The sequence below is a fragment of the Klebsiella sp. WOUb02 genome, assembly GCF_050058015.1.
In the GTDB taxonomy this organism is placed as follows: domain Bacteria; phylum Pseudomonadota; class Gammaproteobacteria; order Enterobacterales; family Enterobacteriaceae; genus Klebsiella.
The window spans coordinates 621356-634469 of the sequence record NZ_CP170106.1; the positions used below are offsets into that span (position 1 = coordinate 621356).

Sequence of the window (13114 nt, forward strand, 5' to 3'; positions counted from 1 at the left end):
TATCCGGTTGGTGAGAACACGATGTACGAACGTTACGCAGGACTTATCTTTGATATGGATGGCACTATTCTTGATACCGAGCCGACGCATCGTAAGGCCTGGCGCGAGGTTCTGGGCCGTTACGGAATGCGTTTCGACGAACAGGCGATGGTCGCGCTCAACGGTTCTCCGACCTGGCGCATTGCCCAGGTGATTATCGAAATGAACCAGGCGGATTTAGACCCCCACCGGCTGGCGCTGGAAAAAACCAACGCCGTCAAAGCGATGCTGCTGGATAGCGTGCGGCCCTTACCGCTGATTGAGGTAGTAAAAGAGTGGCACGGTCGTCGTCCGATGTCGGTGGGTACCGGCAGCGAAAGCGCCGTTGCGGAAGCGCTGCTGGCCCATCTCGGCCTGCGCCACTATTTCGCCGCGGTCATTGCCGCCGATCACGTCACCAACCACAAGCCTGCTCCTGATACCTTCCTGCTGTGCGCCGAGCGCATGGGCGTTGCGCCGGAAAAATGCGTGGTATTTGAAGACGCGGACTTTGGTCTGCAGGCCGCACAGCGCGCGGGGATGGATGCCGTCGACGTTCGGCTGCTGTGAGCGACGCGTTCGCGCTGATATCGCTGTTTGCCAGTAGCTTTCTCAGCGCCACGCTGCTTCCCGGTAACTCGGAAGTTGTGCTGGTTGCTATGCTGCTTACGGGAGCGAGCCAACCGTGGATTCTGGTATTAATAGCAACAATCGGCAATAGCCTTGGAGGGGTAACTAACGTTATTCTGGGGCGCCTGTTTCCGCTGCGCAAAACGTCGCGCTGGCAGGAAAGGGCGTCCGGCTGGCTAAAGCGCTACGGCGCGGTCACATTATTATTAAGCTGGGCGCCGGTGATCGGCGATTTGCTGTGTTTACTGGCGGGATGGATGCGCATTTCCTGGGGACCAGTGCTCTTTTTTTTATGCCTTGGTAAAGCGCTGCGCTATATCGTCATTGCGCTGGCTACGCTTCAGGGCATGACGTGGTGGCACTAATTGTGGAACTGAGGCTCTCCGGGCAGGCTGTAACAATAGCGTCTGCTGGAATAACCTATATGGTCACCATTACAATTATGCTTATTCAAATGATTTCGACAGGCGGGAGGTCAAATTGATCCCGGACGTATCACAGGCGCTGGCCTGGCTGGAAAAAAATCCGCAGGCGCTAAAGGGCATTCATCGCGGCCTTGAGCGCGAAACGCTGCGCGTTAACGCCGATGGCTCGCTGGCCACTACCGGCCACCCTCAGGCATTGGGTTCAGCGCTGACCCATAAATGGATTACCACCGATTTTGCTGAAGCTTTGCTGGAGTTTATTACGCCGGTTGATGGCGATATTCAGCACATGCTTACCTTTATGCGCGATGTTCATCGCTATACCGCTCGCCATCTCGGCGACGAGCGGATGTGGCCGCTGAGCATGCCTTGCTATATCGCTCCCGGCCAGGATATCGAGCTGGCGCAGTACGGCACCTCAAATATCGGTCGTCTGAAAACGCTGTATCGTGAAGGGCTGAAAAACCGCTACGGCGCGCTGATGCAAACCATCTCGGGCGTGCACTATAACTTCTCTCTGCCGATGGCGTTCTGGCAGGCGAAGTGCGGCGTTGAGGACGAGGAGAGCGGGAAAGAGGCCATTTCGGCGGGCTATTTCCGCTCGATCCGCAACTATTACCGCTTTGGCTGGGTGATCCCGTATCTGTTTGGCGCGTCTCCGGCGATCTGCCCCTCTTTCCTGCAGGGGAAACCGACCACGCTGCCGTTTGAGAAAGCGGAAAACGGCATGTACTACCTGCCGTACGCAACCTCCCTGCGCCTGAGCGACCTCGGTTATACCAATAAGTCGCAAAGCAATCTCGGAATTACGTTTAACGATCTGCAGGAGTATGTGGCAGGATTGAAGCGGGCGATTAAAACCCCGTCGCAGGAGTATGCGGAAATTGGCCTCGAGAAAGAGGGTAAGTACCTGCAAATTAACAGTAATATTCTGCAGATTGAAAACGAACTCTATGCGCCAATCCGCCCGAAACGGGTGACCCGCAGCGGCGAGACGCCGTCTGACGCGCTGCTGCGCGGCGGAATCGAATATATCGAAGTGCGTTCACTGGATATCAACCCGTTCTCGCCGATTGGCGTGGACGAGCAGCAGGTGCGTTTCCTCGATCTGTTTATGGTCTGGTGCGCGCTGGCCGATGCGCCGGAAATGAGCAGCGACGAGCTGCTGTGCACGCGCACTAACTGGAATCGAGTGATTCTTGAAGGGCGTAAGCCGGGCCTGACGCTGGGGATCGGCTGCGAAAGCGCGCAGTTCCCGCTGGCTAAGGTGGGTAAAGATCTGTTCCGCGATTTGCGCCGCGTGGCGCAGACTCTCGACGGTATTCACAGCGGCGACGCCTATCAGCAGGTGTGCGACGAGCTGGTTGCCAGCTTCGACGATCCGGAATTAACTTTCTCAGCGCGCATTCTGCGTTCTATGCTTGAAGAAGGGATTGGCGGCACCGGTAAGGAGCTGGCCGATCGCTATCGTACGATGCTGCGGGAAGAGCCGCTGGAGATTTTACGCGAAGAGGATTTCATTACCGAGCGTGAAGCGTCAGCCGTGCGTCAGCAGAAGATAGAAGCGGAAGATAGCGAACCGTTTAGCGCTCTGTTAGCGAGACACGCGTAGCAAAAAGCGGTACAAAAGAAAAAGGCCACATCAATGTGGCCAAACTTTCATCTCTGATTCAGGGATGATGATAATAAATGCGCGTCTTTCACATACTCAGACTCGCGGGTGTCAAAAGAGTTCATTTTTATTTAAAAAAAATCACTATCGGAGGTGAAGAATGCCGTTGTTAGATAGTTTCACAGTCGACCATACCCGAATGGAAGCCCCTGCGGTGCGCGTCGCGAAGAAAATGAACACGCCGCACGGCGATGAAATTACCGTTTTCGATCTGCGTTTTTGCATACCGAATCAGGAAGTGATGCCGGAAAGAGGCATTCACACGCTTGAGCACCTGTTCGCGGGCTTTATGCGCGACCATCTCAACGGTAAGGGTGTGGAAATTATCGATATCTCTCCGATGGGTTGCCGCACGGGCTTCTATATGAGCCTGATCGGTACGCCGGACGAGCAGCGCGTAGCGGATGCCTGGAAAGCGGCAATGGCCGACGTGCTGAAGGTAAAAGAGCAGAGCCAGATCCCCGAGCTCAACGTTTACCAGTGCGGCACCTACACCATGCACTCGCTGGAAGAAGCTCAGGAGATCGCGCGTCATATCCTTGAGCGCGACGTACGCATCAACAGCAATGACGAGCTGGCGCTGCCGAAAGAAACGCTGCAAGAACTGCATATCTAGTTCTTCTGCCGCGGCCCGGCGATAGCGTCGGGCCGATATCCTCACGCCGCGATGTCGACGACCTCCCGCTTCTCCTTTCAGCACCGCTCCCTGGTGCCCTTTGCCCATGATTACGCCCATGGCGATAGCGAGCCGTGGCATCAGCACGACTGCGTCCAGCTGCTGCATATCCTGAGCGGCGTAGTGCGGGTGGCGACCCCGGCTGGCTACTGGGTGGTGCCGCCGGGGCGCGGCGTCTGGCTGCCGGCGGGGATGCCCCACGCGCTGCGCATCACCGGCAAAGTCGCGGCGCGCACGCTGTTTATCGATCCCCTTGCTCGCGCCGATCTGCCGTCATCGTGCCAGATCGTGCAGATCTCCCCGCTGCTGCGCGAGCTGATCGTCGCTTCGCTGACGCTGGCCGAACGCTACGATCCCGGCAGCCGCGACGAGCGCGTCTATGAATTAATTCTTGATGAGATCCGCGGCATGACCGTGCTGCCGTTTGGCCTGATCGAACCGCAAAGCGAAGCGCTGCGCCGGCTGTGTCAAAAGGTTCGCGAAACGCCGGGTGACGCCTGGAGCAGCCTCCAGGCGGCAAAAGAGAGCAATATGAGCGAGCGGACGCTCAACCGCCACTTCCAGCAGCAGACCACGCTGACCTGGAGCGAATGGGTGCGCCGGGCGAAGCTGATGGAAGCGCTGGTGCGCCTGGCGCAGGGGCAGTCGGTCCTGCGGGTGGCGCTGGACCTTGGCTACGGCAGCCATAGCGCCTTCAGCGCCATGTTCCGCCGGGTGATGGGGATGGCTCCCAGCGACTACTTCCGCTCGCCGGAGGAGTGATCGCCGCCGCTGAGCGCATTGCACAGCGCCTGGAGCGAGGCGCGGGCGACGTCGTTATCGATCCCGCCCCCCCAGCGGCTGTCGCCATCCGGCAAGACGCAGCGGATATAGGCCACCGAACGGCTGTCGCTGCGCTCGCCGAGGGTATGCTCATGATAATCCCTAATCACAAAGGGTTGCTTAAGCAGCGCACTCAGCCCGCGCGCGGCGGCGGAAAGCAGCCCGTTGCCGTTGCTCTGCAGCCTGCGGGTCTCGCCGTAGACCCGGAGCGTCGCCTGCAGCGAGAGCTGGCCGTCCTGCTGACCGTCGCTCTGGTAATCCAGCAGCGCCAGCGGCGGCTGCGCCACCAGGCCGTAGCGCTCGCGAAACAGCTGCCACAGGGCGTTTTGCGTCATCTCCTTGCCGTGGCTATCGGTTGCGCGCTGCACGTGCAGGCTGAAATCCTGCTGCAGCATACGCGGCAGCTTTAAGCCGTGATTCTGCTCAATCAGCCACGCGCTGCCGCTTTTACCCGACTGGCTGTTGACGCGGATAACCGCCTCATAGCTGCAGCCGATATCCTGCGGGTCGACGGGCAGGTAGGGCATTTGCCAAATTTCGCCGGGCCGACGGGCGTCGAAACCTTTCTTAATCGCATCCTGATGCGAGCCGGAAAATGCGGTATAGGCGAGGCTTCCCGCCCACGGATGGCGCGGGTGAACCGGCAGCTGGTTACAGCTCTCGACGATCTCCACGACCCGCTTCATCTCCGGGAAGGTGGAGCTGCGGATCGACGCCCTGGCTATAGAGGTTCATGGCGAGGGTGACCAGACAGACGTTGCCGGTACGTTCGCCGTTGCCAAACAGGCAGCCCTCAACGCGATCGGCGCCGGCCATCACCGCCAGCTCGGCGCTGGCAACGCCGGTGCCGCGATCGTTATGCGGGTGGACGCTGATGCAAACGTCGGCGCGGCGCGAGAAGTGACGGCAAAAATACTCGATTTGATCGGCATAGACGTTGGGAGTGTTGACCTCCACGGTGGCGGGCAGGTTGATGATCATCGGGCGTTCGGCGCAGGGCTGCCAGATGTCCGCCACCGCTTCGCAGATCTCCAGCGCAAATTCCGGTTCGGTAAAGCAGAAGGTTTCCGGCGAGTACTCATACTGCCAGCGCGTTTGCGGCTGCCGTTCGCACTGCTGGCGGATCAGGCGGGTGGCGCGGGTCGCCAGCTCAACCACCTGCGCTTTTTCCATGCCGAAGACCAGCCGGCGAAACAGCGGCGCGGTGGCGTTATAGAGATGCACGGTGGCGCTGCGGGCGTCGCGCAGCGATTCGAAGGTGCGCAGAATTAAATCCTCCCGCGCCTGGGTCAGCACCTGAATGGTGACGTCCTCGGGGATACGCTGCTCCTCAATCAGCTGGCGAACGAAGTTGAAATCAGTCTGCGATGCGGACGGGAAAGCGACTTCAATCTCTTTGAATCCGCACTCCAGCAGCAGATTCCAGAACTGCAGCTTGCGCGCGCCGTCCATCGGTTCCGCCAGCGCCTGGTTGCCGTCGCGCAGATCGGTAGAGAGCCAGCGCGGCGCGTGGGCGATCTGCCGCTCCGGCCAGCGGCGGTCGGGCAGGGATACGATCGGCGAGGGGCGATACTTTTGGTGAGGATGTTTCAGCATGATGAGACTCCTTGGGTTGGATCTTTATCCTGCACGACAAGGAGAACGGGGCGCTTTAGCGCAGTGGACAGAAACTAGCGCAAACTGGACAGGCGGGCGTTTTTATCCGCCCATAAAAAAGGGATCCGCAGATCCCTTCTTGTTAACGCTAGTGCGCACCGCCTCCGCCGCCGCCGGCGCTGAACGGCGGTCGGGCAAACCACACCAGCCCTAACAGCAGGATAAAGATCCCCGCCGAGACCCAGAATATTTCGTTGGCGGAAATAATCAGCCCCTGGTCGGTTATCTGCTGGGCTATCCAGCCGGACGCCTGCTGCTGGGTCATCCCCAGGCCCTGCAGCTGGTCGTATATCTGCTGGGCGTTAGGATTATACGGCGTGACCGACTCGGTGAGTCTGCGCATGGTGCAGAGCCTCGCGGTCGGTCCACATGGTGGTGGTTATCGAGGTCCCGATCGAGCCCGCCAGCGTACGGGTAAAGTTCGACAGGCTCGAGGCCGCCGCCAGTCGTTCCGCCGGCAGGCCGGACAGGGTGATGGTGGTCAGCGGCATAAAGAAACAGGCCACCGCGAAGCCCTGGATAAACTGCGGCCAGGCCGAAGCGCCGAAGTCCATCCCCGGTTCGAAGGTCCACGCGCGCCAGTAGAAGCACACCGCATACATGATAAAGCTGAAGGTCACCAGCCGACGCATATCGAGCCGATGGGCAAAGCGGCCGATAATCGGCGAGAGCAGGACCGGGATCACCCCAACCGGCGCCGACGCCAGGCCCGCCCAGGTCGCGGTGTAGCCATAGACCTCCTGCAGCAGGCTGCGGCAGCAGAACGATAGCGCCGAAGTAGAGCATATAGGCGAGGCTGATGCACAGGCAGCCGATGGTGAAGTTTCGCGACTTAAATAGCGAAAGGTCGACTATCGGGTTTTCATCGGTAAGCTCCCAGACGATCAGGAAGCTGATGGCCACCACCGCCACCACCGTCAGAACGACGATCTCCGTGGAGGCGAACCAGTCCAGCTCCTTGCCGCGGTCGAGCATCACCTGCAGGCTGCCGATACCGACTATCAGCAGCGCCAGCCCGACGCCGTCGATGCGCCGCTGCTCGGTGCGGGTTTCCCGGCTGCGCAGGGTTTGCAGCGTCATTATCACCACCGCAACGCCAATCGGGACGTTGATAAAGAAGATCCAGCCCCAGTGGTAGTTGTCGCTGATATAGCCGCCAAGGATCGGCCCGCAGATTGGCGCCACGATAACCGTCATCGACCACAGCGCCAGGGCGATGGAGCGTTTTGCCGGCGGGTAGTTGCTGAGCAGCAGGCTCTGCGACAGCGGGATCAGCGGACCGGCGACGATCCCCTGAATCACGCGGAAGAAAATCAGCATCGTCAGGCTGTTGGACACGCCGCAGGCCCAGGAGGCGATGGCAAACGCCACCGTTGACCACAGGAACAGCTTCACTTCCCCTACGCGTTTTGCCAGCCAACCGGTTATCGGAATGGAGATGGCGTTGGCCACCCCAAACGAGGTGATCACCCAGGTGCCCTGGCTCAGGGACGAGCCAAGGTTACCGGCGATGGTTGGGATAGCCACGTTGGCGATAGTGGAGTCCAGCACCTGCATGAAGGTCGCAAGCGACAGCGCAATGGTCATGATGACCAGCTGCGCGCCCTCCAGCGGTTTTTGCTGTTGCATTACGCTCACCCCGAATTATCCGGCGTTAGCCTGGATGATGCCGTCGATCAGTTTATTCACCGGCTCAAGGGCGATTTCACGGGCATTGCTTTCATAAGCCGGGTCTTTACGCGTCTGGTTAGCCAGCACCTCGCCGTCGCGGTTGGTGGTATCCACCTCAACCAGCGTAGAGAGGCCAATGCGCAGCGGGTGTTCCGCCAGCTGTTTTTCATCGAGCTCGATACGTACCGGCAGACGCTGGACCACTTTAATCCAGTTGCCGGTGGCGTTTTGCGCCGGCAGCAGGGAGAAGGCGCTACCGGTCCCCATATCCAGCCCCACGACCTTGCCGGTGTATTTCACATCGTCGCCGTAGATATCGCTGATGACGGTGGCCGACTGGCCGATGCGCATATGCGCCAGCTGGGTCTCTTTGAAGTTGGCGTCAACCCACAGATTCGTCGCCGGTACGACCGCCATCAGCGGGGTGGTCGGGCTTATCTGCGCGCCGGGCTGTACCGAACGGCGGGAAACGTAGCCGCTAATCGGGCTGACGATCTGCGTACGCTGCAGGGCCAGCCAGGCGTTACGGACTTCGGTGGCCGCCTGCAGAACTGCAGGTTGCTGCTCAAGGCGGGTCCCGAGGATGATGGCCTGGTTGGCGTTAAACTGCTGCACCGCCACGTCGAGTTCGGCTTGGGCGCTGGCGACGGTATCGCGAGCGTGCTGCAGCTCCTCGCGGCCGATCAGGTTAGCGGCTCCCAGCGGGATACGGCGGTTGAGGTCGGTTTGCGCCTGCGAGAGCGCGGTTTTTTTGACGTCGATATTGGCCTGCAGCTGCTTGCTGTTGATCATCGACTGGCGCGTTTGGCGCACGCTGGCGGCCAGCTGGGTTTGCGCTTTCTCAAACGCCTGCTGGGCATCGGTCTGGTCGAGGGTGACCAACGGATCGCCTTTCTGCACGAAATCGGTGTTGTCGGCCCAGACTTTCGTCACGCTGCCGGACACCTGCGCCATGATTTGTACCTGATTCCCTGCCACATAGGCGTCATCGGTCTCTTCATAATGACGCAGTACCAAAAACCAATAAATCCCATATGCCACGGCAACAATAATAAAGAGCAATGTCAGCAGCAGAAGGGCGCCTTTGCGCTTCCCTTTTTTGCTGCCCGGTTGCTGCGGGGTTTGGCTCTCCGCATTTGCGCTCATGTTATTCTCCACGATCCTATTATTTCACATCGGCAGGGCCGACCTGTTTATCAGAAAGGCCAGCAGAAGATCTGCTGGCCTGGTCTGTTTTTCCTTGTCAATTCAGAAAATTTCGAGCGGCTCCGCGCTTAGCGCAGGGACTCCGCAAGCACACCGTCCTCTTCCATCTGGTCAAGACGACCAAGCAGTTTACGGGTGATGTGCTCGAGCTGATCTTTTTCGCTGGTGCTTAAAGAAGACCAGAGCTGATGCAGGCAGTTGTGCTGCGGAGGCAGAACCTCGCGCAAAAACTGATGACCTTTGTCGGTAAGCTGCAGATGCAGACAGCGGCGATCGTTATCGCTTTCACGGCGTTCAATCCAGCCGCGTTTTTCTAGCTCGTCGGCAATGCGCGTGGCGTTGGTGCGTGACGACCCCAGGGCGCAGCTCAGCTCGGAGGGCTGAATGCTGTGGTTTTCCTGAGATTCCAGGGTGATCAGCGCCATAAACAGTGTCTCGTTAATTCCCTGCGCTTTCAGCATTTTATTGCGATTTTCCAGAAGCTTACCCTGCATGTGCATGCAGAGGCGAGTGAGCAGAATCTCCTGGAACGGGAAATCTTCGTGACGGCTGGCGCGGAATTTGAGCATTTGCTCAATGGGAGTAAACGAACTATCCATTTGGGTATGACCTCATTAATTACAGTCGATATAATAACTATTGTGACAAATAAATCAAATGAATTATTGACTAAAATTGATACGTTAAACCTATGTCACTGGCGTGAAATCTCTTTGCCGGTTCGTAGGTTAGCGCAGGTGAGTGACGGGAGATAGTGAGGCGGCAGGAGCGGAGGCGATTTTGTGGAATAGTGCAAGAATAGCGGTGCCCGGGCAGGGCGCAGAAGGCGAGCCCGGGAACCTCCGGCGGCGTGACGCGCGCCGGAGCGATAGGGCAATCTGACGAGGGCAGACTATTTCTGCGCCGCCAGCGCCTCTTTCAGCCAGCCGTCAAACTGCTGCTGGTGCGCTTTGATCCAGCCGTCAACGTGGCCCTGGATATCCGCTTCCGAAGCGTGGCCTTCATGCATCATGGCGTTTTCGGCGTTAATGTCGGCAATCGGCAGCTTCATGATGCTGAACAGCTTCGCCGCCGCCGGGTTTTTCTCGGCCCAGGCTTTGTTGGCGACAATATGCATGGTGCTGACCGGGAAGCCGTAGTTCGCGCCGTTAGCCAGTTTGGTATCGATGTTCTTCTGCACGCCCGGCAGGGAGGAGAACGGCACCTGCAGCCAGACCACGTCTTTACCCGGCTTCAGCACGTCGCTGACCCAGTACGGTGTCCAGGTGTAGTAAATCACCGGTTTGCCTTCTTTATAGCGGGCGATGGTATCGGCCATCATCGCGGCGTAGTTGCCCTGGTTATGCACCACGGTGTTGCTCAGGCCATAGGCGTCAATCTGATGGTTGATGACCGCTTCGCAGCCCCAGCCCGGCGTACAGCCGGTGAGATCGGCCTTACCGTCGCCGTTGGCATCAAACAGTTTGGCGATTTTCGGGTCCTTCAGCTGATCGATAGACTTAATGTGGTACTGCTCGGCGGTTTTCTTATCAATCAGATAGCCCTGCGCCGCGCCGTTCACATAAACGCCCTCGCGGTAGAAGCTCTTGTCCCCGCCGGCGGCGGCGTACATGTCGTCATGCAGCGGCTGCCAGTTAACGGCGGTAAAGGTGGCGTCGCCGGAGGCGAGGGAGGTGTAGCCGACGTTATAGTCAACTTCGCTCGGCTTATCGACGGTGTAGCCCAGCTTCTCCAGCGCGCGGCTGACCAGCAGGGTCTGGAAGGTCTCTTCGGTGATGGTGCTCTGAATCGGCTTGACGGTAATGCCTTTACCCGGCAGGTCGGCGGCAAAGGCGCCGGTGGCAATGAGAGCGGTGAACGCTGTGGCAAGAATCGCTGTATGTCGCATCGTTGTTCCTCTATACATATGAAAGGATAACTGCTGGCCCGGCAGGCGCAAAGCCGCCGGGCGATGAGAAGGTTATTTACTGAAGGGGCGGGTGATGAGGCCCAGCGGGCCGGTGGTGTACCAGCGGCGGCTGCCGCGGCTGCGCGAATCGCGCCCAACGGCCTGAGTCAGGCGGTCAAGAATGATGGCGAGGATCACAATCCCGACGCCGCCGACGCTGGCGAGGCCCATATCAAGACGGCCGATCCCGCGCAGCACCATCTGGCCGAGGCCGCCGACGGCGATCATCGAGGCGATAACCACCATCGACAGCGCCAGCATCAGCGTCTGATTGACCCCGGCCATAATGGTCGGCATCGCCAGCGGCAGCTGAACTTTAAACAGCAGACTGGCGCGGTCTGGCGCCGAAGGAGCGCGAGGCCTCAATCAGATCCGCCGGCACCTGGTTAATCCCCAGAATGGTTAGACGCACGATGGGCGGCAGGGCGAAGATAATGGTCACCACCACGCCTGGAACGTTACCAATCCCGAACAGCATCACGATGGGCACCAGGTAGACGAACGCCGGCGTGGTCTGCATGGCGTCGAGCAGCGGACGAATAACTTTTGCCGCCCGCGGGCTGCGCGCCAGCCAAATCCCCAGCGGCAGGCCGATCAGCATGCAGAACAGCAGGGCGGTCAGCACCAGCGCCAGGGTAATCATCGCCTGCGACCAGGCGCCGATAGCGCCGATCGCGATGAGCGAGATCAGCGTGGCGACGCCCATGCCGACGCTGGAAATCTGCCAGGCGATCAGGGCGAATAGCACAATCGCCACCGGCGCGGGCATCCCTAACAGCAGTCTGCTGGAAGGCGCTGAGGATGTAGTCCACCGGCACGCGGATCCCCTGGAACAGCGGGCGGAAGTGGACAACGATCCAGTCGATGCCGTGGGTGACCCAGCTGTCGAGCGGGATCAGCGTCTTATGGAACGGATCCATGATGTTGAAATGTTCCGGCTGCGGCGCCGGGGCGCTGTTCAGCCAGTCGCCGCCGCCGCCGTTGGTCGGCGCGGCGGCCGGCGTGCCCCAGGCATCGGCAGATTGCGCGGTGCTATCCGCCGCCGGTGCGGTATCCCACGGGTTAGATTGATCAGCCATTGTTTGCCCCCTCGCGATCTAAAGCCTGTAGCAGCATGCGTTTCGAAATGATGCCGATATACTGTTGCCCTTCATCCACAACCGGCACCGCGCAAGGCGCCTGGCCTACGTGGGAGAGCAGGTCGCTAAGCGACGTTTGCGCATCCACCGCCAGCGGGGAGTCGAGTAATGCCGCGTCAATTCCCTGACCTTCGCTCAGCGCGGATTTCAGTGAATCAATGGAGACAATGCCGACAAACTTATTACCGCGCTCAATCACATAGCCATATTCGCGGTCTTCATCCTGTAATAATTTCAGCGCCGAACGGGGGCCAAAGCCCGGCGTTTTACGAATTAAGCCTACCGGGCTACGGCGGGCAATATCTTTGGCGCTGAACACCTGACTAATATCGACGCCGCGGAAGAAGGTTTTCACATAATCATTGGCCGGATTATTGAGGATTTCATCGGGCGTACCGACCTGAATAACTTCGCCATTTTGCATGATGGCAATTCGGTCGCCGATGCGCATGGCTTCATCAAGATCGTGGGAAATAAAGACCACGGTGCGCTGGTGTTTGGCCTGTAATTTGGTTAGCTCATCCTGCATTTCGGTGCGAATTAAGGGATCGAGGGCCGAGAAGGCTTCATCCATTAACAGGATGTCGGGGTCAATCGCCAGCGCGCGGGCGAGCCCGACGCGTTGACGCATCCCGCCGGAGAGTTCATCCGGCCAGGCGTGAGCGTAGTTTTCCAGACCGACCTGGCGCAGCGCCTCCAGCGCTTTCTCTTGGCGCTGCTGGGCGGACATGCCCGCCAGACTCCATGCCGAAGGCGGCGTTGTCCAGCACGGTCATATGCGGCATCAGCGCAAATGATTGAAAAACCATAGCGATTTTTTTTCTGCGCACTTCGCGCAGCTCGGTTTCCGATATTTTGGCGATATCGACGCCATCGATCAGCACCTGTCCGCGGGTGGGTTCAATCAGGCGATTGAGAAGGCGAACCATGGTGGATTTTCCCGATCCGGAAAGCCCCATGATGACGAATATCTCGCCTTCTTCAATGGTCAGACTGGCGTCTTTGACGCCAAGTGAAAGCCCCGTTTTTTCCAGCAGTTGTTCTTTAGTAAATCCTTTTTCAATATATTTGAACGCTCGCTGCGGATGCTCGCCAAATATCTTATAGAGATTCTTAATTTCTAATTTAATTGCCATGCAATAGAGAGTTTCCCGTTATTTGTATTATGTCGATATAGTACCTGGTGGAGATAATTACCTTTTTACACCCTAACATACTCAGATTCTGTGACAACCCTCAATGTCCGCGGAT

Annotated in this window: 8 protein-coding genes and 4 pseudogenes; 5 read left to right on the top strand and 7 right to left on the bottom strand. The window is 58.8% G+C overall.

The annotated features are described in order from the left end of the window. The first annotated feature begins 21 nt into the window (after window positions 1–21). The 5 genes from yqaB to ABOC21_RS05155 all read left to right on the top strand — a co-directional run bounded on the left by yqaB (window position 22) and on the right by ABOC21_RS05155 (window position 4183). Complete coding sequence (gene yqaB / locus ABOC21_RS05135; RefSeq protein ID WP_426812167.1) at window positions 22–588, top strand: fructose-1-phosphate/6-phosphogluconate phosphatase; 567 nt, start codon at window positions 22–24, stop codon at window positions 586–588. After that, a complete protein-coding gene (locus ABOC21_RS05140) occupies window positions 585–1013 on the top strand; it encodes a YqaA family protein (RefSeq protein ID WP_426812168.1) in 429 nt (142 codons plus the stop codon). The genes yqaB and ABOC21_RS05140 overlap by 4 nt, the downstream gene beginning before the upstream one ends. A gap of 115 nt (window positions 1014–1128) precedes the next feature. After that, a complete protein-coding gene (gene gshA, locus ABOC21_RS05145; protein WP_426812169.1) occupies window positions 1129–2685 on the top strand; it encodes a glutamate--cysteine ligase in 1557 nt (518 codons plus the stop codon). Between the two features lie 160 nt (window positions 2686–2845). Beyond that, on the top strand, window positions 2846–3361 hold the full coding sequence (gene luxS / locus ABOC21_RS05150; protein WP_426812170.1) for an S-ribosylhomocysteine lyase: 516 nt from the start codon (window positions 2846–2848) through the stop codon (window positions 3359–3361). Window positions 3362–3412: 51 nt separating this feature from the next. Beyond that, window positions 3413–4183 (top strand): AraC family transcriptional regulator, encoded by a 771-nt coding sequence (locus ABOC21_RS05155; protein WP_426812171.1) that lies wholly within the window; start codon window positions 3413–3415, stop codon window positions 4181–4183. Here ABOC21_RS05155 and leuA read toward each other — a convergent pair. The 7 genes and pseudogenes from leuA to proV all read right to left on the bottom strand — a co-directional run bounded on the left by leuA (window position 4159) and on the right by proV (window position 12999). After that, window positions 4159–5839, bottom strand: a pseudogene (gene leuA / locus ABOC21_RS05160) (2-isopropylmalate synthase). The gene ABOC21_RS05155 and the pseudogene leuA sit on opposite strands and share 25 nt — an antisense overlap. A 148-nt stretch (window positions 5840–5987) precedes the next feature. Then, window positions 5988–7528 (bottom strand): annotated as a pseudogene (gene emrB, locus ABOC21_RS05165) (multidrug efflux MFS transporter permease subunit EmrB). A gap of 15 nt (window positions 7529–7543) precedes the next feature. Further along, window positions 7544–8716 (bottom strand): multidrug efflux MFS transporter periplasmic adaptor subunit EmrA, encoded by a 1173-nt coding sequence (gene emrA, locus ABOC21_RS05170; protein ID WP_426812172.1) that lies wholly within the window; start codon window positions 8714–8716, stop codon window positions 7544–7546. Between the two features lie 128 nt (window positions 8717–8844). Then, the gene (gene mprA, locus ABOC21_RS05175; protein ID WP_041146855.1) at window positions 8845–9375 is read right to left on the bottom strand and encodes a transcriptional repressor MprA; all 531 of its coding nucleotides are present in this window, start codon (window positions 9373–9375) and stop codon (window positions 8845–8847) included. 293 nt (window positions 9376–9668) lie between these two features. After that, on the bottom strand, window positions 9669–10664 hold the full coding sequence (gene proX / locus ABOC21_RS05180; protein ID WP_426812173.1) for a glycine betaine/L-proline ABC transporter substrate-binding protein ProX: 996 nt from the start codon (window positions 10662–10664) through the stop codon (window positions 9669–9671). 72 nt (window positions 10665–10736) lie between these two features. Continuing rightward, window positions 10737–11803 (bottom strand): annotated as a pseudogene (gene proW / locus ABOC21_RS05185) (glycine betaine/L-proline ABC transporter permease ProW). Further along, window positions 11796–12999 (bottom strand): annotated as a pseudogene (proV, locus tag ABOC21_RS05190) (glycine betaine/L-proline ABC transporter ATP-binding protein ProV). Before proV ends, proW begins: the two co-directional pseudogenes overlap by 8 nt. Window positions 13000–13114 lie beyond the last annotated feature (115 nt).